Origin of the sequence: Sphingobium sp. B11D3B, assembly GCF_025961735.1 — a bacterium.
Classification (GTDB): domain Bacteria; phylum Pseudomonadota; class Alphaproteobacteria; order Sphingomonadales; family Sphingomonadaceae; genus Sphingobium.
This window is the reverse complement of sequence record NZ_JAOQOF010000001.1, coordinates 1,896,426-1,917,779: the sequence shown is the minus strand read 5'-3', so window position 1 is coordinate 1,917,779 and position 21,354 is coordinate 1,896,426. Positions and strand designations below refer to the sequence as shown.

At 64.6% G+C, this 21,354-nt stretch carries 21 protein-coding genes; 15 read left to right on the top strand and 6 right to left on the bottom strand.

What is annotated here, in order from left to right; genetic code table 11:
• Window positions 1-38: 38 nt before the first annotated feature.
• From infB to M2333_RS09040, 3 genes are all read left to right on the top strand, one after another.
• Window positions 39-2,618, top strand: a complete 2,580-nt coding sequence (gene infB / locus M2333_RS09050; RefSeq protein WP_264594912.1) for a translation initiation factor IF-2 — start codon at window positions 39-41, stop codon at window positions 2,616-2,618.
• A gap of 29 nt (window positions 2,619-2,647) precedes the next feature.
• The gene (gene rbfA, locus M2333_RS09045; protein ID WP_264611520.1) at window positions 2,648-3,037 is read left to right on the top strand and encodes a 30S ribosome-binding factor RbfA; all 390 of its coding nucleotides are present in this window, start codon (window positions 2,648-2,650) and stop codon (window positions 3,035-3,037) included.
• A 66-nt stretch (window positions 3,038-3,103) separates the two neighbouring features.
• On the top strand, window positions 3,104-3,628 hold the full coding sequence (locus tag M2333_RS09040; protein ID WP_264611519.1) for a DUF2239 family protein: 525 nt from the start codon (window positions 3,104-3,106) through the stop codon (window positions 3,626-3,628).
• 46 nt (window positions 3,629-3,674) lie between these two features.
• On the opposite strand, the gene M2333_RS09035 is transcribed toward M2333_RS09040, so the two are convergent.
• From M2333_RS09035 to M2333_RS09025, 3 genes are all read right to left on the bottom strand, one after another.
• Window positions 3,675-3,884, bottom strand: a complete 210-nt coding sequence (locus M2333_RS09035; protein ID WP_264586797.1) for a hypothetical protein — start codon at window positions 3,882-3,884, stop codon at window positions 3,675-3,677.
• A gap of 67 nt (window positions 3,885-3,951) precedes the next feature.
• Window positions 3,952-4,287 carry a DUF6481 family protein gene (locus tag M2333_RS09030; protein ID WP_181558993.1) on the bottom strand — a complete coding sequence of 112 codons (336 nt, stop codon included), beginning with the start codon at window positions 4,285-4,287 and terminating at the stop codon, window positions 3,952-3,954.
• Between the two features lie 105 nt (window positions 4,288-4,392).
• A complete protein-coding gene (locus M2333_RS09025; RefSeq protein WP_181558994.1) occupies window positions 4,393-4,599 on the bottom strand; it encodes a cold-shock protein in 207 nt (68 codons plus the stop codon).
• 250 nt (window positions 4,600-4,849) lie between these two features.
• Here M2333_RS09025 and M2333_RS09020 point away from each other — a divergent pair, with 250 nt between their 5' ends.
• Entirely contained in the window at window positions 4,850-5,443 is a 594-nt protein-coding gene (locus tag M2333_RS09020; protein WP_264612600.1) for a thymidine kinase, read from the top strand.
• Between the two features lie 114 nt (window positions 5,444-5,557).
• The gene (locus M2333_RS09015) at window positions 5,558-5,920 is read left to right on the top strand and encodes a DUF6491 family protein (protein WP_264569722.1); all 363 of its coding nucleotides are present in this window, start codon (window positions 5,558-5,560) and stop codon (window positions 5,918-5,920) included.
• 81 nt (window positions 5,921-6,001) lie between these two features.
• Here the strand turns inward: M2333_RS09015 and M2333_RS09010 are convergent, their stop codons facing one another.
• A complete protein-coding gene (locus M2333_RS09010) occupies window positions 6,002-7,357 on the bottom strand; it encodes an aldehyde dehydrogenase family protein (RefSeq protein ID WP_264594908.1) in 1,356 nt (451 codons plus the stop codon).
• Between the two features lie 118 nt (window positions 7,358-7,475).
• Window positions 7,476-8,330: a hypothetical protein gene (locus tag M2333_RS09005; RefSeq protein ID WP_264611518.1), complete on the bottom strand. Its 855-nt coding sequence runs from the start codon at window positions 8,328-8,330 to the stop codon at window positions 7,476-7,478.
• 212 nt (window positions 8,331-8,542) lie between these two features.
• Between M2333_RS09005 and truB the strand changes: the two genes are divergently transcribed.
• The 4 genes from truB (at window position 8,543) to M2333_RS08985 (ending at window position 13,370) form a co-directional block, all read left to right on the top strand.
• Window positions 8,543-9,529, top strand: coding sequence for a tRNA pseudouridine(55) synthase TruB (truB, locus tag M2333_RS09000; RefSeq protein WP_264574983.1), 987 nt, complete (start codon window positions 8,543-8,545; stop codon window positions 9,527-9,529).
• A gap of 18 nt (window positions 9,530-9,547) precedes the next feature.
• Window positions 9,548-9,817, top strand: coding sequence for a 30S ribosomal protein S15 (gene rpsO, locus M2333_RS08995; RefSeq protein WP_181558998.1), 270 nt, complete (start codon window positions 9,548-9,550; stop codon window positions 9,815-9,817).
• A gap of 268 nt (window positions 9,818-10,085) precedes the next feature.
• On the top strand, window positions 10,086-12,416 hold the full coding sequence (pnp, locus tag M2333_RS08990) for a polyribonucleotide nucleotidyltransferase (protein ID WP_181558999.1): 2,331 nt from the start codon (window positions 10,086-10,088) through the stop codon (window positions 12,414-12,416).
• A 180-nt stretch (window positions 12,417-12,596) separates the two neighbouring features.
• A complete protein-coding gene (locus M2333_RS08985; protein WP_264611517.1) occupies window positions 12,597-13,370 on the top strand; it encodes an HpcH/HpaI aldolase family protein in 774 nt (257 codons plus the stop codon).
• A 27-nt stretch (window positions 13,371-13,397) separates the two neighbouring features.
• Here the strand turns inward: M2333_RS08985 and M2333_RS08980 are convergent, their stop codons facing one another.
• Window positions 13,398-13,571 carry a hypothetical protein gene (locus M2333_RS08980; RefSeq protein ID WP_264606309.1) on the bottom strand — a complete coding sequence of 58 codons (174 nt, stop codon included), beginning with the start codon at window positions 13,569-13,571 and terminating at the stop codon, window positions 13,398-13,400.
• Between M2333_RS08980 and M2333_RS08975 the strand changes: the two genes are divergently transcribed.
• From M2333_RS08975 to M2333_RS08950, 6 genes are all read left to right on the top strand, one after another.
• Complete coding sequence (locus M2333_RS08975; protein WP_264611516.1) at window positions 13,561-14,538, top strand: ABC transporter substrate-binding protein; 978 nt, start codon at window positions 13,561-13,563, stop codon at window positions 14,536-14,538. The genes M2333_RS08980 and M2333_RS08975 overlap by 11 nt on opposite strands.
• Window positions 14,535-16,493 carry a nuclear transport factor 2 family protein gene (locus M2333_RS08970; RefSeq protein WP_264611515.1) on the top strand — a complete coding sequence of 653 codons (1,959 nt, stop codon included), beginning with the start codon at window positions 14,535-14,537 and terminating at the stop codon, window positions 16,491-16,493. Before M2333_RS08975 ends, M2333_RS08970 begins: the two co-directional genes overlap by 4 nt.
• Before the next feature lie 3 nt (window positions 16,494-16,496).
• Complete coding sequence (locus tag M2333_RS08965; protein WP_264611514.1) at window positions 16,497-17,399, top strand: hypothetical protein; 903 nt, start codon at window positions 16,497-16,499, stop codon at window positions 17,397-17,399.
• Window positions 17,400-17,421: 22 nt separating this feature from the next.
• Window positions 17,422-18,276: an amidohydrolase family protein gene (locus M2333_RS08960; RefSeq protein WP_264579441.1), complete on the top strand. Its 855-nt coding sequence runs from the start codon at window positions 17,422-17,424 to the stop codon at window positions 18,274-18,276.
• Window positions 18,277-18,285: 9 nt separating this feature from the next.
• The gene (locus M2333_RS08955; protein ID WP_264611513.1) at window positions 18,286-18,639 is read left to right on the top strand and encodes a twin-arginine translocation signal domain-containing protein; all 354 of its coding nucleotides are present in this window, start codon (window positions 18,286-18,288) and stop codon (window positions 18,637-18,639) included.
• A 144-nt stretch (window positions 18,640-18,783) separates the two neighbouring features.
• A complete protein-coding gene (locus M2333_RS08950) occupies window positions 18,784-21,348 on the top strand; it encodes a TonB-dependent receptor (protein ID WP_264611512.1) in 2,565 nt (854 codons plus the stop codon).
• Window positions 21,349-21,354: the final 6 nt, after the last annotated feature.

Here is a 21,354-nt window from a genome sequence, read left to right as displayed (position 1 = left end):
GGTGCGCCGGATGGAAGATGAAGGGTTAGATTGCGTCGATGAGTGACAATAGGGAAGACAAGCCGACTCTGGGCCGTAAACCGCTTGGTCTCAAGCGGACGGTCGAGGCCGGCCAGGTGCAGCAGAGCTTCAGCCACGGCCGGAAGAATACGGTCGTCGTTGAGGTGAAGCGCCGTCGCGTCATCGGCAAACCCGGTGAGGCAGAGACGGCGCGCGCCGTGCCCGAGCAGGCCGCGCCCGTCGCGCCGCCGGCACCGCCGCCGCCGCCCGCTGCCCGTCCTGCGCCGACCCCGGCGCCGGCACCGCGCGCCTCCTCGACGGATAGCCTGATGAGCCGGCAGGAGCTGCAGGCCAAGCTGCTGCGTGAGGCCGAGGAAGCCCGCATGGCCGCGCTGGAAGATGCGCGCCGCCGTGAAGAGGCCGCCCGCCTGGCCGCGACCGAGGAAGAGAAGCGCCGCGCTGAGGACAATCGCCGCGCGGAGGAAGAAGCCGAGCGCCAGCGCCAGGAAGCCGAAGCGAAAGCTGCCCAGGCGCCCGCGCAAGAGGCTGCTCCGGCGGCACCTGCGGCTGCAGAGACCGCGGCACCTGCCGAAGAGGCTCCCAAGGCCGCGACTGGCGCGACGCCCGAGCGTCCCGCGCCCCGTCGTTTCACGCCTGTGGCCGCCCCGGTCATCAAGCGTCCGGAACCAGCCAAGGTCGAGCGCAAGAAGGGTGGCGACGATCGTCGTCAGGCTGGCAAGCTCACCGTCAACCGTGCGCTGGCCGATGATGACAGCGCCCGCGCGCGCAGCCTCGCCGCGCTGCGCCGTGCCCGCGAGAAGGAGCGTCGTTCGCACTTCTCCGGCTCGTCACAGCCGCGCGAGAAGCAGTCCCGCGATGTCATCGTGCCGGAGGCGATCACCGTTCAGGAACTCGCCAACCGTATGGCCGAGAAGGGCGCGGACCTCGTCAAGTCGCTCTTCAAGCTTGGCATGGCGGTCACCGTCAACCAGACGATCGACCAGGATACGGCCGAGCTGCTGGTCGAGGAATTCGGCCACCGCATCCAGCGCGTCTCCGATTCCGATATCGAGATCGATACCGCGAGCGACGTCGATGCTGCGGAATCGCTGGTCACGCGTCCCCCCGTCGTCACGATTATGGGCCATGTCGATCACGGCAAGACCTCGCTGCTCGATGCCCTGCGCGGCACCGATGTGGTGGCGGGCGAAGCGGGCGGCATCACCCAGCATATCGGCGCCTATCAAGTGAAGACCAAGGGCGGTGAGATCATCACCTTCCTCGATACGCCGGGTCACGAAGCGTTCACCGAGATGCGCGCACGCGGCGCCAACGTCACCGACATCGTCATCCTGGTGGTCGCGGCGGACGACGGGCTGATGCCGCAGACCATCGAGGCGATCAACCACACCAAGGCCGCCGGCGTGCCGATGATCGTGGCGATCAACAAGGTCGACAAGCCGGACGCCAATCCGCAGCGCGTGCGCGAGCGTCTGCTCGAGCATGAAGTCATCGTCGAGGATATGGGCGGCGACACGCAGGACGTGGAAGTCTCCGCGCTCAAGCGCACCGGCCTTGATGACCTGATCGACAAGATCCTGCTGCAGGCCGAACTGCTGGAGTTGAAGGCCAATCCCGAACGCGCCGCTGAAGGCACGGTCGTGGAAGCGCAGCTCGACAAGGGCCGTGGTCCGGTCGCGACGATCCTCGTGGGTCGTGGCACGCTCAAGGTCGGCGATATCTTCGTCGTCGGCGAGCATTCGGGCAAGGTCCGCGCCATGGTCAACGACAAGGGCCAGCAGGTGAAGGAAGCAGGGCCTTCGGTTCCGGTCGAGGTGCTTGGCCTTGCCGGCGTGCCCATGGCGGGAGACCAGCTCAGCGTGGTCGAGAGCGAGGCGCGTGCCCGCGAGGTCGCGGCCTATCGTCAGGAGTTGGCGACGCGCAAGCGCACCACAGCGGCCCCGACGAGCTTCGAGCATATGTTCTCGGCGCTCAACACGCAGGTCATTGAATATCCGGTCGTCATCAAGGGCGACGTGCAGGGCACGGTGGAAGCGATCATCGGATCGCTCACCCGCGCCTCCACGGATGAGATCAAGGTGCGCGTGCTCCACTCCGGTGTCGGCGCGATCACCGAGAGCGACGTGACGCTGGCCGCCGCCAGCCGTGCGCCGCTGATCGGCTTCAACGTGCGTCCCAATGCCAAGGCGCGTCAGCTCGCCGAGCGCGACAAGGTCTCGCTGCGTTATTATGACGTGATTTACGACCTCATCGAGGAAGTGAAGCGCGAAATGGCCGGCCAGCTTGCGCCGGAGCGCATCGAGACGGTCATCGGTGCCGCGCAGGTCCTGCAGGTCTTCCCGGCCGGCAAGAAGGACAAGGCGGCTGGCCTGCTGGTGCAGGATGGTGTCATCCGCAAGGGCGTCAACGCACGCCTCACGCGCGACAATGTCATCGTCTCCGCCACCACCATCGCCTCGCTGCGGCGCTTCAAGGACGACGTGTCCGAAGTGCGGGCCGGCATGGAGTGCGGTGCGGTGCTCGAGAACACCAATGACATCAAGGTTGGCGATACGCTCGAGCTCTTCGAAGTCGAGGAACGCGCACGGACGCTCTGACGTCCGGCGCGCCGCGAAGGAGGTAAGTCATGAGCGGTTCGGGGGAACCTTCCGTCCGGTTGCTGCGGGTTGGGGAGCAGGTGCGCCATGTGCTGGCGGACGTGCTCCAGCGCGGCGACGTGCATGACGATGTACTCGCCAGTCACGTCGTGACGGTGACGGAAGTGCGCATGTCGCCCGATCTGCGCCATGCGACAGTGTTCGTGAAGCCGTTGCTGGGGCGGGATGAAGAGGTGGTGCTCAAGGCACTGCGCACCAACACCGCCTATCTGCAGCGCGAGGTCGCCAAGCGCGTGAAGATGAAATTCGCCGCCAAGCTTAAATTCCTCAGCGATGAGAGCTTCGAGGAAGGCAGCCACATCGACGCGATCCTCCGCTCGCCCAAGGTGGCGCAGGATTTGGACGAGGGTGAGGAATAATATCCGGGTTTAATTGACTCGCTTAATATCCGGGTATAAAGGCGGCTCCGAACAGGAGTACAGCCGATGAAAACCTATACCGCCTTTGCCGGCGATCTCTGGATCGCGAGCGGCCCCCGCGATCATATCGCTGAGACGATCCGAACGCTGGCACCGATGCCGCGCGCCTCTGATCTGTTGATCTTCGACGATGAAAGCGGGGCACAGGTGGACGTCGACATCAGCGACACAGCGCTCGCTGCTGCCCCTGACGCCACAGAGGCGCGGGGGCGCGGTCGGCCCAAGCTCGGCGTGACCGCGCGCGAAGTGACTCTGCTGCCGCGCCATTGGGATTGGCTGGCCCAGCAGCGCACGGGCGCATCGGCGGTGCTGCGGCGGCTGGTCGATCAGGCGATGAAAGCGCAGCCGCCGGTCGAAGCAGGGCGGGATGCGGCCTTTCGCTTCCTGTCGGCCATCGCCGGCGACAAGCCCGGATTCGAGGAGGCCATTCGCGCGCTCTATGCAGACGATCTACCGCGTTTCACGGCACTCGCGGCCGATTGGCCCGTGGGCATCCGGGATCACGCGATAGGGCTTGCCTGGCCGGGCTGATGATCGGGGGTGCAGTCGGCCCGAGAGGGCGGACTGCTGCACGCCGTCACTTGGTGGCGTACTGCCCCGGCTCGGCCTTGAACGTGTCACGCGCGAAGGCGCGGGCCTGGGTGGCCGTGCGGAAGATCTCGTCCTGCAAGCTGGAGGTGACGAGCGGATAGCCCTGCGAATTATAGCGCGTCTCGCGCACCGTCAGGCGGAAATTGCCGCCATCGTCCTTGGTGATGAGGAAGGGTTTGATCGTCTCGCGGCTCATTATCGGCTCCCGGCGGAAAGGGGGGTGAGTGAAGTCTACGCGGAGCGGAACCGCGCAGGCCCACATCTTATCGGTTCTTGCGCGCGAGGTAGCGCGCGTCGCGGGCGGCCTTGCGTTCGGCTTCGGTGAGTTCGGGCTTTTTCTTTGCCTCTTTGGCTGCCTTTGCAGCGGCGGCTTCCTCAGCCTTGGCCTGCTTGGCGGCCTTGCGCTCTTGCGCGGCCAGCCGGGCGAGGCGATGCTTTTCCTGCTGGGCAGCTTCCTGTGCCTGTGCGGCGGCAGCGCGGGCAGCAGCGACTTCCGGATCGACGGGCGCGCGCGTGCGCAATTTTGCCATCACTTCGTTGCGGGCATCGGCTGCGGCAGCAATGCGTGATTGAAAGTCCGGCTCTTTGTATTTTTTCATGCGTAGAATTCAGCTCCGTTTCGCCACTTCGGGCGAGGAGGCCGGGCGACGATGCCGCCCGGCCCTGTATCTTCAAACTGCCCGGTCGTCGGGCAGCCCTTTTCTTCAGACAGCCTGAAGGTTCACGGCCGAAGCCTTGCCGCGCTTGTCATTTTCCAGCTCGTAGGAAATGCGCTGATCCTTCTGCAGGGTGTGCATACCGGCGCGCTCGACAGCCGAGATGTGCACGAAGGCGTCATTGCCGCCGTCTTCCGGCGCGATGAAACCATAACCCTTGTCGGCATTGAAAAACTTGACTGTTCCGATGGTCATATTGGGTATCCTTGTTCCCAAATGGTAATCGGGCACGCGCGATGCATTCGCGCGTCCCGGCTTCGTGAGGCTAGATGGGGACAAAGGGGGACGCTGAAGCGGTCCGATATCCGTCAAAGGCGACGTTAAGCCCGCATGGTGTAGCACGATGGCGCTGGAATAGAAAGCGAAAGGGCCGTTCATGGCCGGGCAAGGCCGGCGCGGCGTCTCCCCGCTTGTCGAAAACGCGCCGCGCAGGCAAAGCTGTGGCATGGCCAAGCTCTATTTCTACTACGCCTCGATGAATGCGGGGAAGTCCACCAATCTGCTGCAGGCGGACTTCAATTATCGCGAGCGGGGCATGGCGACGATGCTCTGGACGGCGCAGGGGACAGCGCGGGAGGGTGATGATGAAGCAGTGGACAGCATCGGCAGCCGGATTGGCCTGCGCGCTGCCGCCAACAGCTTCGATGCCGTGACCGATCTGCACGGGCGCATCCAGGCGGCGCATCTTGAAGGGCCGATTGCCTGCGTGTTGGTGGATGAGGCGCAGTTCCTCTCGCCAGAACAGGTCTGGCAACTTGCGCGCGTGGCTGATGAGTTGGGCATTCCCGTACTGTGCTACGGGCTGCGCACCGATTTTCAGGGCAAGCTCTTCCGTGGCTCGGCGGTGCTGCTCGGCATTGCCGATACGTTGGTCGAGCTCAAGGCGGTCTGCCACTGCGGGCGCAAGGCAACGATGAACCTGCGGGTGGACGAGCGCGGCGAGGCGGTCCGGGAAGGCGCGCAGACGGAGATCGGCGGCAATGATCGTTATGTTGCTCTGTGTCGGCGGCATTTCAGCGATGCGATGCGGCGATTCTAAAGTTGCGATGAAGCGATATCGCGCAGCGCCGAACGGTTCATCGCCGCTTCACGCGCGTCATGCTATCGTAACGCCATGATCCGGACTCACATCATTATCGGAAGGATGCACGCCATGACCCATTTCAGAAAAGCGATGCTGGCAAGCGCGCTGCTGCTGGCTGGCGCGCCCGTCATTGCCCAGCCGGCCGCGCCGGGCGGCGCCGGCAAGGAAGCGTCGATCCCCTTTGTCGACCAGCGCGGCATTCGCGATTGGCAGGCGGTCAGTGACGATCAGATCTATGTGCAGGCCAGTGGCGGGCAATGGTATCTGGCGACGCTGATGACCGGCGCACCGGACCTGCCCTTTGCCCAATCCATCGGCTTCGAGACCAAGGGCCTCGATCGGCTCGACCGGTTCGGCGCGATTGTCGTGGCTGGTACGCGTTACCCGCTCAAATCGCTGGTCGAGAGCGGGCCGCCCCCGAAGAAGAAGTAAGCCCGCTCGCCCGTGGCGGGCGGGATGCGGGAGCGGAGAGGGGCTGCCCCTCCGCTCCGCGCCAATGTTCAGGTTGCGTTTTCAGGCAGCCGTCTGGTGAATGTACACCGCGCGCTCGTGGCTAAAGGCCTTGAAGCCGAAATAGCCATGATAGCTGCCCATGCCGCTGCCGTTGACGCCGCCGAAGGGCAGGCGGTTCTCCAGATAATGCGAGAAGACGCCGTTCACGGTCACGCCGCCTGACGAGGTGCGGTTGAGGATCTTCTGCACATTGGCTTCGTCATTGCTGTAGATATACAGCGCGAGCGGTTTGTCGCGCTCCTCGATGTAACTGATCGCCTGATCGAGATTGTCGTAGGTCATCACGGGCAGAATGGGCGCGAAAATCTCTTCTTGGAGAATTTTCATCTGCGGATTGACGTCGGTCAGCATGGTCGGGTGGATGGTGCGGTCTTCCGCCTCCAGCACGCCGCCCGCGGCAACGGTGGCGCCCTGCGCCACGGCATCATCGAACAGGCCCTTCACGCGGTTGAAATTCGCCTGATTGACGACCTGGGCGATGCCCTGCTTCTTGATCTGGCCGTTCTCGTAGAGGTTCTTCTCGACGTTCGCCTTGAAGCCCTCGACCAGCTTTGCCTTCTGGTCTTCTTTCACGAACACATAGTCCGGGCAGATGCAGGCCTGGCCGCCGTTGAACTGCTTGGCGCCGGCGAGATCGGCCGCGATCTTCTCGACGTCCGCGCCTTCATCGATGATGACCGGCGACTTGCCGCCGAGCTCCAGCGTGACGCTGGCGAGATGCTTGGCGGCGGCGGCCATCACGATCTTGCCGACCCGCGTGCTGCCGGTGAAGAAGATGTGATTGAACGGCAGGTCGAGCAGTGCGGTGGCGACGCTGACATCGCCCTCGAACACGGCAACCTCATTCTCCTCGAAGACCGACTTCACGATCTTGGCGGCGACCTTCTCGGTGGCGGGGCACAGGTCGGTGAGCTTGAGGATGCAGCAATTGCCGGCCGCGACGGCAGCGGCAAGCGGGCCGAAGACGAGGCCGAGCGGAAAGTTCCACGGGCCGAGGATCAGGCAGACGCCGCGCGCTTCATAGATGATCTGGGCGCGGTCGGTCTCCACCTTGGAAGGCGTGACTTCGGTCGGCTTCATCCAGTCATCGAGATTGTCGAGAATGAGCTGGATGTTGCCGAGGATGTTCAGCACTTCCGTCACGCGGATTTCCGGCTCCGGCTTGCGGGTATCTTCCAGCACCGCCGCGACGATCTCGTCGGCATGGGACGCGACGGCATCCTTGAGCTTGGTCAGCTTGAGGCGACGCTCGGCAGCGGTGGTGGCTTTGACATTCCACTGGTTCGCCTTTTGCAGGGCAAAAACGCGGGCAATGTCATCGGAGATCTGGGAAGCAGTCTGCTGGGTGCCGGTCATGGATCACTCGCCTATATTGGATTGTGGAAGGAATGGCGCCTTGTAGAGGCTTCACGCGCTGCAAGACAAGGCGCTGGTGGCGTCCGCAAGATTTTTTGACAGAGTCATTTCCGGTCGATCACGGCCTGCCCGCAGCACCGGCAGGACGCTGCTCGTATGAGATTCGGATGCGCACCCATTGGCCGACCAGCACCTTGCCACCGACACGGGGCGGGCGCACGCGGAACTGCCATGCGGCGGCCAGAATCGCGCGGTTGATGTCCGATCCGTTGGGATATTCTGCCACCGGCACGCAATCGGCCACCCGATAATCGGCAACCGTGCGGCAGGCAATCATGCCCCAGCCCTGGCTGCGCGCGGTCGAGAGATAGCCACGCAATTCCTCGGGATAGGGCTCGCGATACCAGCTAGCGGCGTAGAGCGGTTCGCCATTGGGGCCAGTGCCGTCGACCAGCGGTGTATCGGCTGGTTGTCCGGTGTTCGGTGGTCCCATGGGCGTTGCTGGGCGGGCGGGGGCCGGCGGGGCGGGGGCGGCCGGGCGGATCGCGCGAAGATCGACAGCCGCCATCTGGTCCGGCTTCATCTCGATGAAGGCGGGCTTGCGCGGCGCCGGCGGTGTGACGATCGGCTTTGGCTCGGGCTGCTTGGGCGGCTGCGGTGGGTCGGGGACCGGCTCGGGTTGTTGTTCTGGTTCGGGCTGGGCCTCCTCGGGAACGGGCTCGGGTTCAGCCTGCTCCGGCTCGGTCTGTTCAGGTTCGGGCGCAGGGTCGGGCGGGATCGCGACGTCGAATGTCAGGACATTTTTGTCGGGCGCTTCGCGGGCTTCGAAAGGGGAGGGAGCAAAGGTGATAAGCGCCAGCACGATCAGTCCCTCCACCACCAATGCGAGGAGAAACGCCGTCGCGCGCTCGCCAAATCGGGTCCGGGCCCGGCCGGTCAAACGCTGGAAGCCGGAGCGGATGCTGTAAATCAACGGACCTCAACTGCATTGGCACCGGACTGGGCGTGGTGGGCGGGGGCGCAACCCACCCTTGCGCCTAGAAGAAAGCCTATGGCTACAATATGAACAGATCAAGGCACGCGCGGCGGCCCTTGCGGCCAGCGGGGCCTGACAGGCGCTATATGCCTCGCTATGGGCAGCCGATGATTGTTCCTGACACTATGCCTGACACCGGGCCCAAGCCGCTGCATGGCTGGCTGATCCTCGACAAGCCGCTGGGCCTTGGCTCCACCCAGGCGGTGAGCGCTGTCAAGCGCGCGCTGCGCGAGGCTGGCCTGCCCAAGGCGAAGGTCGGCCATGGCGGCACGCTCGATCCGCTGGCGACAGGCGTGCTGCCCGTGGCGGTGGGGGAGGCGACCAAGCTGGCCGGGCGAATGCTGGACAGCGACAAGATCTACGACTTCACGATTTGCTTCGGCGCGCAGACCGACACGCTCGATCTGGAGGGCGCGGTAATCGCGACCTCCGACGTGCGGCCCACCCTCGCGCAGGTGGAAGCGGTGCTGGCCCAGTTTACCGGCCCGATCGAGCAGGCTCCGCCCGTCTACAGCGCGATCAAGGTGGACGGCCAGCGCGCTTATGATCGCGCGCGGGCGGGCGAAGAGGTGCAGATGAAACTGCGGGCGGTGATTGTTCACGCTCTCTCGGTCAACGCCGCCCCCTCCGTTCGTGTCGAGCGAAGTCGAGACACCGCTGCGTCGCTCGCGGGCATCTCGACTTCGCTCGATGCGAGCGGACGAGGAGAAATGGCGGACGAGGGCGAAACCCTTGAAGCCGTCACCCTCACTGCCCATGTTTCGAAAGGCACCTATATCCGCAGCCTGGCGCGGGACATCGCGCTGGCGCTCGGCACGGTCGGGCATGTGACGATGCTGCGCCGGGTGAAGGCCGGTCCGTTCACCCTGGATCGGGCTATTTCACTGGACATTCTGAGCGATGCTGGTAAAGGGCGCGCCATTGCGCAGCATATGCTGCCATTGACGGCAGGGCTGGACGACATCCCGGCTCTCCCCGTCACCTCGCAGCAGGCGATGGCCTTGAGACAAGGCCGGACACTGCCCGGGGACCCTCGCAAGCAAGGGCTCATGCTGGCAGCCGAGGGAGATACGCCTGTGGCGCTGGTGGAGGCTTTGGGCCCGGAAATCCGGGTCGTGCGGGGCTTCAATCTCTGATTTTGGAAAGGAATGACGATGTCGATTACGGCTGAACGCAAGGCGGAACTGATCAAGGACAATGCCCAGCAAGAGGGCGATACCGGTTCGCCGGAAGTGCAGGTTGCGATCCTCACGGAGCGCATTTCCAACCTCACCGAGCACTTCAAGGGCCACCACAAGGATAATCACAGCCGCCGCGGCCTGCTGATGATGGTCAACAAGCGTCGTTCGCTGCTCGACTATCTCAAGAAGAAGGATGCGGGGCGCTATACCGCTCTCATCGCGAAGCTCGGCCTTCGCAAGTGACCCAATCGTTCGGCCCGCTTCGGCGGGCCGTTTACGTATTGCGTCATCCCTGCGCAGGCGGGGATCCAGCACGAGACAGGCGCGGGAGCGCCGTCCAAGGCTGAGATGACAGAACTGGACTCCCGCTTTCGCGGGAGTGACGAGGAGGGGATGGCACTTCGGCCAACCTCTTTGTGGGACGCAAGACTAGTCCCGAACCGCCGCGGGCCGGCTTAGCCCGCACTGCAGCCCCGCCGCGCAATAGGGCCGGTGGGTGGAAGGAAAACCAATGTTTGATGTAAAGACAGTAGAAATCGAGCTGGGCGGAAAGACCCTCAAGCTCGAAACGGGCCGTATTGCCCGTCAGGCCGATGGCGCGGTGCTCGCGACCTATGGCGAAACGGTTGTGCTGTGCGCTGTCACCGCCGCCAAGTCGGTGAAGGAAGGGCAGGATTTCTTCCCGCTCACCGTTCATTATCAGGAGAAATTCTCGGCTGCCGGGCGTATTCCGGGCGGCTTCTTCAAGCGCGAGCGTGGCGCGACGGAAAAGGAGACCTTGGTCTCCCGCCTGATCGATCGCCCGGTGCGTCCGCTGTTCCCGGAAGGGTTCTACAACGAGATCAACGTGATCGCGCAGGTTCTCTCCTTCGATGGCGAGACCGAGCCCGATATCGTGGCGATGATCGCGGCTTCTGCTGCGCTCACCATTTCCGGCGTGCCGTTCATGGGTCCGATCGGCGCCGCGCGCGTCGGCTACAAGGATGGCGAGTATCAGCTCAACCCGAGCCTCGATGAGGTGAAGACCGGCGAGTTGGATCTCGTCGTCGCCGCGACCGACACGGCCGTGATGATGGTGGAATCGGAAGCCAAGGAGCTCTCCGAAGACGTCATGCTCGGCGCCGTCATGTTCGCGCATGATGCCTCGCGCAAGGTCGTCGATGCGATCATCCAGCTGGCCGAGAAGGCTGCCAAGTCGCCGTGGGAGATCGACCTTTCCGACAATACGGCGGACATGAAGGCCAAGCTCAAGAAGCTGATCGGCAAGGACATTGCCGCCGCCTACAAGCTGACCGACAAGTCGGCACGCTCCGGTGCCCTGAACGAAGCCCGCGCCAAGGCGAAGGAAGCGTTCGCGGCTGAGGGCGCGCAGACCCAGATGGTCGCCAACAAGCTCATGAAGAAGCTGGAAGCGGAAATCGTGCGCGGCGCCATCCTCAAGGACGGTCAGCGTATCGACGGTCGCACGACCACGCAGATCCGCCCGATCGAGGCGATGGTGGGCTTCCTGCCCCGCACGCACGGCTCGGCGCTGTTCACGCGCGGCGAGACGCAGGCCATCTGCACGACCACGCTCGGCACCAAGGATTCCGAGCAGATGATCGACGGTCTGACCGGTCTCTCCTACGAGAACTTCATGCTGCACTATAACTTCCCGCCCTATTCGGTCGGTGAAGTGGGTCGCTTCGGCGCACCAGGTCGTCGTGAAGTCGGCCATGGCAAGCTCGCCTGGCGCGCGCTGCACCCGGTGCTGCCGAGCAAGGACGAGTTCCCGTACACGATCCGCGTGCTCTCGGACATCACCGAGTCCAACGGTTCCTCCTCGATGGCGACCGTCTGCGGCGGTTCGCTCTCGATGATGGATGCCGGCGTGCCCCTGAAGCGTCCGGTCTCCGGCATCGCCATGGGCCTGATCCTGGAAGGCAAGGACTTTGCGGTCCTCAGCGACATTCTGGGTGACGAGGATCACCTCGGCGACATGGACTTCAAGGTCGCCGGTACTTCCGAAGGCATCACCACGATGCAGATGGACATCAAGGTCGCCGGTATCACGCAGGAGATCTTCGAGGTCGCGCTGCGTCAGGCCAAGGACGGCCGCGCCCACATTCTGGGCGAGATGAGCAAGGCGCTGGGCGAAGTCCGCACCGAACTCTCGGCTCATGCCCCCCGCATCGAAACGCTGCAGATCGACAAGAGCAAGATCCGTGAAGTCATCGGCACGGGCGGCAAAGTCATTCGCGAGATCGTCGCGGAGACCGGCGCCAAGGTCGACATTGACGATGAGGGCCTGATCAAGATCAGCTCGTCCGACGTGAACCAGATCGAGGCGGCCAAGGCCTGGATCCTGGGCATCGTCGAGGAAGCGGAAGTCGGCAAGGTCTATAACGGCAAGGTCGTCAATCTGGTCGACTTCGGTGCGTTCGTGAACTTCATGGGCGGCAAGGACGGCCTCGTCCACGTCTCGGAAATCCGCAACGAGCGGGTCGAGAAGGTGGCGGACGTCCTCAAGGAAGGCCAGGAAGTCAAGGTCAAGGTCCTCGAGATCGATCCGCGTGGCAAGGTGCGCCTCTCCATGCGCGTCGTCGATCAGGAAACCGGCGAGGAGCTGGAGGACACCCGTCCTGCCCGCGAACCGCGCGGTGACCGTGGCGACCGGGGTGATCGTGGCGATCGTGGTCCGCGTCGTGACGGCGGTGGCCGTGGCGACCGTGGTCCCCGCCGGGATCGCGGTGGTGACCGTGGCGGCGAGCGTGGCGAACGCGGCCCCCGCCGCGAGCGCAGCGACGATGACGGCCCGGCGCCCGAGTTCGCCCCTGCGTTCCTGAAGCGCGACGACGACTGATCGCCTTCAAAGCGAGATTGAGAGAAGCCCCGCAGCGATGCGGGGCTTTTTTCATGTTCACGGTCCGAGCGGGCGTTGCAGCTCTGCAAAGACTCCGAGCCGTTCGAGACAAGCGGCCGCCGTCGGCCTGCGCACAGTGGCTTTTTGCGCACCGGTGCAGTGGATCGAACAGGGCGGTCAGTGGAGAATTTCGTAAACTATGCGCTGGAGCGGGCCGCGCAGGGCCGGGGCCTGTTGGGAACGTGGGTCAAGCTGCCGTCGCTGGAGACGCTGGAGCTGATCGGCCATGCCGGCTTCGATGTCGTGGTGATCGACATGGAGCACGCCCCGCACACTCTGGAGCGCGCCTACACGCTGATCGCAGCTGCGCAGGCGATGGGCATGGCCGCGCTGGTGCGACTGCCCGATCACAACGGATCGCCCATCCAGCCTCTGCTCGATGCGGGCGCGGATGGCCTGCTGGTGCCGCGCATCACCGACCCTGCCCATGCCCACGCGGTGTGCCGCAAGATGGTGTTCAGCCCGGCCGGGGAGCGGGGCCTCGGCCTCACCTCGCGTGCCGGTCGCTGGGGTTTGGCGCCGATCCCGGACTATGTCGCGCGCGGTGACGGCCAGTGCTTGCGCATGATCCAGCTTGAGGACTGGGCCAGTCTGGAGCGGACCGCGGAATTCGCGGCGGTCGAGCATGTGGGCGGCATTTTCATCGGCCATGGCGACCTGTTTCTCTCCAGCGGCAAATCGGCCGCGCATCCCGATGTTGAGGCGCTCACCGCCGCCACGCTCGCCGCGACCAAGCAGGCCGGCCTGCTGTCTGGCGTGGCCGTCGGCACCGCGCAGGAAGCCGCGCCCTATCTGGCGATGGGCTTCTCACTGGTGATGGTGAGCAATGATGCGATGATGTTCGCGCACGCCGCCGCGCAGACGGTGCAGGCGGTGCGGGGAGGGCTGGATTGAGGGCAGCGTGGCGCAGCCCAGCCTGCGCTATTTGTCCTCGACGGAAGCCAGTTTTTCCTCGCGCGGCATCAACGCGCATTTGAATTGCGGCCCGCCAGCGTGCGCGCCTAGCGTGAATGAATAGGGCCGGGCCAACAGGTTGCGGTGTTGAGGAGGGATGACGGTGCGCACAATCAGGAACACTCTCGCAATGGCAGCCATGCTCGCAGCCAGCGCGCTCCTTCCCGCGAGTGCTACGGCCAAGGACGAGGGGAAGCCGGGGCCGATTGCCGTGTACGGCAATATCCAGACCTTCGAGATCGCACCCGTGCTCCTGGCGGCCAAGACTTTCTATCCCGATGCCGCCACCGTGAAGATGGGCGGCATTCCCAATCTGGTTGGAGAGCCGATCATTGCCGGCTTCGGCGAGGAAGGCGTGGCGGATGTCGCCACGCATGCCGAAACGCAGGCGCTGCGCTACTCGGTCAAGCATCCCAATCTGCGCATCATCCTGCAGGTGACCGAGGGGCAGTATCGCATTGTTGCGCGGAAATCGGCGGGGATCGCGAGCGTTGCCGACCTCAAGGGCAAGCGCGTCGCGTCGATCCCGCAGACGTCCTCGGGCTATTTCTTTCACAAGATGCTGGCGCAGGCCGGCCTGTCCTATGACGATATCGAGGTCGTCCGTACGTCCGGCCCGCTCAGCGAGATGACCAAGGCGCTCGCCGAACGGCGCGTCGATGCCGTGATCATCTGGGAGCCGGAGAGCGAGAACAGCGCGCGCGCCTTGGGTAACGACCTGATCGAGTTCAGCGGCGATGGCGTTTATGCCGAGCAGTTCAACCTCAACAGCACAGCGGAAAATCTCGCTGATCCGGTCAAGCGCAAGAAGATCGTCCGCTTCGTCCGCGCGGTGATCGATGCAGCAGCGGCGCTCCGCAAGGACCCGGCGGCGGCGCAGGCCCTCGTGGTGGAGCGGGGCGGCCATTCGGTGGAGGAAGTGCAGACGGCCTGGAAGCACCACGCCTTCAACGCTGATTATCCTGCCGACCTGCTCGATATCATGACTGAGGAAGAGCAGTGGCTGGCAGCGCGCGACAAGCGGCCGGCACGGTCGCGCGCGCAGCTTGCGACGCTGATCGACCGCAGCGTCTACGAAGAGGCGCTGGCGCTGGAGCCGACGACGTGAGCGAGCCGGGGCGCATGATCCTCTCGCGACGCGCGATCTTGCTCGGGAGCGCGGCCACGCTGCTGGCGGGCTGCGCAACGTCACGGATGGCGTCAGCGGGGGCGGGCAGTGACGCTGCGGACCTGACTGCGCACCTCGCGGATGTCCGCGCGATCCGCGAGATCAAACGCCTCCAGCATGTCTGGGCGCATTATGCGCAAGCCGGCCAGTGGCCCGACATGGCGCGTCTGTTCGCCGCTGACGGCCTATGGACCGACGGCACGCAATCCGTGACAGGCCGCACACCCATCGAGGCGCATCTGCGCAGCACGATGGGCGGCGACAGTCGTGGACTGCCGGCAGGGCATCTCAATCTGCGCCTGTTCCTCAGCCCGGTGATTACCCTCGCGCCCGATGGCCAGTCCGCGCGCGGACGCTGGCATGAGGTGGCGATGACGGGCGTGAACGGCCAGTCGGCTGGCTGGGCCGGCGGCATTCACGTGATCGATTATGTCCGGGTCTCCGGCGACGCTGGCGGCATGGGTGGCTGGGCGATTGCGCGGATGCACTATCACCCGCAATTTGCCGGCCCCTATGACAAGGGCTGGACCCATGTTGCACCCAGCGTGCCGATGGTGCCCTTTCATTACACGCCGGATCAGGCTGGTAATCCGTGGGGCGCCAAACGTCTCGCGCCGAGCCCGCTGCCGACCGGTGAGATCGCAGCGCAGGCCGATCTGCTGGTCTCACAGGGGCTGGTGCAGAATCTCCAGGCTGCGTTCGGCTTCTACCTCGACCGCAAGATGGACGACGATATCGTTGATCTGTTCACCGAGGACGCGCTGATCGACATTGCCGGTACCGGGCAGTTCGTGGGCCGGGCCGGGGTGCGCCGTGCCCTCGCGCTGTTCGGCGAGGCTGGGCTGAAGACGGGCGAATTGAACGACCGTCCGCAGCTCATGCCGGTCGTGACGATGGATGCGGGCGGACGTAGCGCCACGGTGCGCAATATCGAGATCGGGATGACCGGTCAGCATGGCGGTGAGACCTATTGGTCGGCGACGATTCAGGATTTCACCTGCGCGCGCGGTGACGATGGCCGCTGGCGTATCACGGCGCTGCGCCGCGTGCCGGTGATGCGCGCGGCTTATGCAAAAGGCTGGCAGGCACCGCTTGCGGCCGGTTTGCCCGGCGCGGCTGCGGCGCGACCGGACAGGCCCTCGCAACTGGCCGACGCCTCCTATCCCGGCCATCGACCAGCACCAGCGCGCTTCGCCGATGCGCTCGCGCCTGCGCCGTCCTTTGCCGGCACCGGAGACGCAGCGACACTGCTCTCCCGCGCGGCCGCCTTCGATGGCGCGGAAAACATCGCCGATGCCTATGGCTATTATATCGACGAGTTTCGCTGGGACGACACGGCCGATCTCTTCGCCACCGACGGCTGGAAAGAGCTCTCCTATATCGGCACCTATGTCGGGCGGGAGCGTGTGCGGGGGTCGCTGTTCGGGCGCTACGGCAATGCCGGGCGCTCGGCGGCGTTCATGGCCATCCACCAGAAGACGCAGCCTTATGTCACCGTTTCGGAAGACGGGATGCGCGCCAATATCCGTCTGCGCTTGTTCCAGTTCAACAGCGCCGCCAAGGGGCAGGGGTCGTGGATTTCGGGCATCTACGAGAATCAGGCTGTGGTCGAGAACGGCATCTGGCGCATTCACGGCATGGATCTCGATTATGTCTGGCTCGCCGATTATGCCGGCGGCTGGGCCGCGATCGTGCCGGGCGCCAGTGAACGCTATCGCCCCAAGCCCGAGGATGTCGCCAAGAACCCGCCGGATGGCCCGCTGCGCGGCGTCACCTTCGCGCCTTATCCCGCCATCGCGCCAATGGGCTTCCATTTCGCCAATCCGGTGAGCGGCCGCGCTCCCGAGACCTTCCTGCACTGGTCGGACGGCCGCCGCGCCGCCGCCACGGAGTAATTCATGTACGAATCCGACGATCCCCGTTCCCGCCTCTCGACTGCCGCAGCCGGGGGAGCCGCGCCGGCCAGCGCCTTCGGGGCCTCCACTTACGCCCGCTTCTATGAAGAGGCCCCACAGGAGACGGCGCCCGGCCTCAAGACTTGGCTGACGCGCGGGCAGAATTTCGTCGTCGCTTACTCGCAGGCGGAAGAAGGTGCGGTGTTCGAGCGAGCCGGCCAGATCGACGAATATGTCCTGCTGCTGCCGGATGCCCAGAGCGCGCTGACCATCGAGATCGACGGCGTGGCGCACGAGATTGCCGGCAACACCATCAATTTCGTGCCCCCGGGGGATAGCCGCATCACGGTCCGCTCGGGTGGTCGGATCGTCCGGCTGTTCTCGCTCGAAGCCAAGGACCTGCTTGCGCGGGTCGTCAATCCGCAGGCCTATGCCGGGCCGCATCCGCAGATTCCGCCGTTCCAGCCGTGGCCCGATCCGGTCGATGGGTTCAAGCTGCGCAGCTACAGCCTGGACGTGCCCGACGAGCCGGGGCGCTTCGGCAAGATCTGGCGATGCACCACCTTCATGGTCAACGTCTTCCCGCCGCAGGGGCCGCGCGATGTGACCAAGCTCTCGCCGCATCATCACGATGATTTCGAGCAGTGCTCCCTGGCGCTGGAGGGCGACTATATGCACCATCTGCGCTGGCCATGGACGGCCAACCAGCATGACTGGCGCGACGACGAGCATGAGCGCTGCGGCGCGCCGTCGGTGTGCGTCATTCCGCCCCGCGTCATCCACACCTCCGCGCCGTCCGCGCCCGGTCGTAACGTGCTGGTCGATATCTTCTCGCCCCCGCGTGCCGATTTCTCGGACATGCCCGGCTGGGTGCTGAACGCGGATGAGTATCCGCGCGCGCAATGATGCAGTCGAGGAGGGGGACGAGATGACATCCTTGACCGATGACGCGGTGCGCAATCCTATCATCGATTGCCATGCCCACATCTTTTCGGCGGACATGCCTGTCACCAGCGGCGCGTGGATCACGCCGGACTATGCCTTCACTGCCGACGATTTGCTGGCGCGGATGGATGCGCATGGCATCCACTTCGCCGTCATTTCGGCGCTGAGTATTTCGGGCAGCTACAATGATTATCTGATCTCCGAACTGCGCCGCCACAAGCGGCTGCGCGGCACCGCCATCGTCCCGCCGGGCACGGATTTCTACGTGCTGGAGCGGATGCGCGACGATGGCATCATCGGCATCCGGTTGCAGCTCGCCCGCGCCGAATATCATGCCGATTATCGCAGCGACGAATATCGGCTGCTGTTCCGCCGCGCCCGCGATCTTGGCTGGCATGTCCATGTCGCCATCGAGGGACAGAACCTGCCGCCGGTGCTCGATGCGCTGGTGGAGAGCGGCGTCGATATCGTGATCGACCATTTCGGCCATCCCGATCCGCAAGCGCCGCTCGATTGCGTCGGCTTCCGCGCGATGCTCGATGCCGTCGATAAGGGACATACCTGGGTCAAGCTCTCGGGCGGCTTCCGCCTGCCGGGGCCGGAAGCCTGGCGCGACGATCCCGATGGCGACCTCGAAAGCCTCGCCCAGCATGTCGCGGACCATTTGGTGTCACGCGTCGGCACCGATCGCCTGCTGTGGGGCAGTGACGCGCCCTTCGTCGGCTACGAACGCCGCATCGGCTACGAGCAGGTGCTGGCCAGCTACCGCCGCTGGGTGCCCGACCCCGCCCAGCGCGCCCAGATTTGCCGGACTGCACTCAAGCTCTATTTTTCCTGATTGGAGACCATGATGACCAACACCCAGCTTTCCCGTCGCGGTTTCATCGGTGCGAGCGGCGGCGCCATCGTCGGCGCGGCCTTGGTGCCCGCCGCCCTTCAGGCCGCCGAAGTGCCAGTGCTCCATGCCGATGGCATCCACGATGATACCGATGCGCTGGAGGCGCTGTTCGCCGGTCGGCAGGTGCGGGTCGTGCAGAAGGACGTCGTGGCGCGCTACGAAAACGGCACGGTCCGGCTGATCAATGGCCGTTACCTCATGAGCCGGCCCGTGCGCGCGCATGGCGATGCCGCGGTCTATACCGGTCACTGCACCTTCCGCATCGGAGAGGGACCGGCGCTGCCTTATCCGGAACTGCAGTAGTTCGCGTGATGAACGCGGGTTCGTAAACGGCATATGCCGGGCAAGGCGTCGTTCAGTGCCGCATCCGGCAAGATTGGATGATGGAGCCCCTCTAGTGCTCCCCCCGAGGCCAGACATGGCTGCACCAATTCGGGAGGGGATGAGATGAAGAGGACTTTCGGCAAGCTTTCAGCGTCCGCGCTGGCGCTGTGTATAGCGCAGACCGGCCATGCGCAGGTCACTGAGGCGGACGGCGCTTCCGAGCGTGGAACCGGGATCGCGGACATCGTCGTTACGGCGACCCGCCGCGCGACCAACCTGCAGGATACGCCGATTGCGATCTCGGCGCTGCCGGCAGACGCGCTGATGGAGCAGGGGCTGACCAACGTCGCCGAAATGTCGCGGGTCGTTCCCAACGTCTCCTTCGAGAAGTCGCAGGCGGCATTCGGCCCCGGCATGAGCGCCTTCATCCGTGGCATCGGCTCGAGCGAGACCAATCTGTCGGGCGAGGCGGGCGTCGCCTTCTATATCGACGATGTCTATTATCCGCTGGTCTTCGGCTCCATGTTCGATCTGCTTGATCTGGAGCGGGTAGAGGTGCTGCGCGGCCCGCAAGGCACGCTGTTCGGCCGCAACTCGCTGGCCGGCGCCGTCAACCTCACTACCCGCCGCCCGGTGCTGGGCGAAGCTTCGGGCTATGGCGAGTTCACAGTCGGCAGCTATGACCGCCGCGAGATGCGCGTCGGTATCAATCTGCCGCTCGGATCGACCATGTCGCTCTCTGTCTCCGGTCTGGTCAAGAAGATGACTGGCTACCAGCGGCAGCTCGATTTCCGCTGCGAAATGATCCGCCGGGGCACGCCTCAGCTGGCCGGTCTGTTCCCGACTGCGGATGCCGGCCTGCTCAACAATTCCGACATCAATCCGCCCAAGGATTGCACCATCGGCCATCTGGGTGGTGAAGATGTGCAGGCCATCCGTGGCCAGATCTACTGGGAGCCGACGCCGCGCCTCAAGATCACCGCCGCGCTGGATTATCTCCAGGACAATTCGGAGGCGGCCATGGATAGCGTCGTCGCCATCAATCCGGCCGTCGCAGCCGGCCGCTCCGCGGTCTCGACGCTGTTCAACCGCTGGACGGCACCGGGCGGCCCGACCTTTGCTTATGATAGCCGCTTCATCACCGGCGACCCTTATACGACCTTCGCGACTTTTGCCGATCCGATTGCCGCCGGCACCGCGATTCCTGGCAACACATTCTACAATGGCTCGCCTTTCCGCGGCGGCATTACGCACCCCAGCAACGTTCCGCAGACGAACTGGGGCGGCAATGCACGGATCGAGTATGAGATCAGCGACAATATCGATGTCGTCGGCATCGTCGGCTATCGCCGCTATGATGGCGTGTTCGGGTTCGATGTCGATGGTTCGCCCATCGCCATGGAAAACAACCGCAACGACGTGTTCCAGGACGACTGGACTGGCGAAATCCGCCTGATCGGCAAGACCGGCTGGGCCGATTGGGTCGTCGGCGCCTTCTATTATTGGGCGGATGGCGAACAGCGCTTCTCGGGCACGTCGCCGTTCAACAATACGCAGCGTTACCTGTGGAGCCGCTACACGCCGGAAAGCAAGGCAGTGTTCGCCAACGCCACGCTGCGGCCGTTCGGCGATCGCTTTGGCCTGACGCTCGGTGGGCGTTTCTCCAAGGACAAGAAGGGTGTCGACTATCGCAGCGTGCTGGATGGCACGACGGCCGCCTCGACGCAGTTCACCATTTCACCGGCCGGCCAGACCGTCTTTAACTTCGACATTAAGGATGAGCGGTTCGACTGGAAGGTCGGCGCGGATTACAAGCTGAGCGAGCGCACGATGATCTACGCGTCCGTGGCCACCGGCGCACGGCTGCCGGGCTTCAATGCCCGTCCGCTGCAGCCGAGTCAGGTTGCGCAGTATCCGGGCGATGAAACCCAGTCCTATGAACTGGGCGTGAAGACCGATCTGTTCGACAGGATGCTGCGGATCAACGCTGCGGCCTTCTACACGGACTATAAGACCCGTCCGACGGGTGTCTCCGGTCAGGAGTATCAGTTGGGTGCGAACGGGCAGCCAGCGCCAGGCGGTTTCCTTGAAATTCCCAACCCGGTGAACCCTGCCTTCACCACCTGCCGTCCGCTGACATCGGCTGAAATCGCCGCCAACACGCCCGGCTTCGCCTGCATCGGCCGCACCTTCTACCAGAACACGCCGGGCAAGGTGAAAGGCTTCGAGCTGGAGCTGGATTTCCGTCCGGTCGAGGGTTTGGCGGTCGGCGGCTCAATCGGCTACCACAAATTCTCGTCGGCCGATCTTGATGCCCGCCCGGCCGGCCAGAACCGGCGCCCGGTGGCGATCCCCGAGCTCAAGGCCAACGCCGGCATCCAGTATGAGTTCGATGCGCCGGCTCTGCAGGGCACGGTCACGCCGCGTGTCGACTGGTTCTACACCGGCAGCCAAGTCTACAGCCCGGACCGCGTAGAGTATAATCAGGATGGCTATTCGCTGGTTAACGCCCGCCTGACCTACGCAAACAAGGAGTATGATTTCTCCATCGCAGCGGGCGTCACCAACGTCTTCAAGCAGTTCTACTGGCGCAACTACTTCATCTACCAGGCCATCGGCTATCCGCAGATCAACGGCCAGCCGGGCGCCCCGCGTGAGTGGTATCTCACCCTGAACAAGCGGTTCTGACCGGAA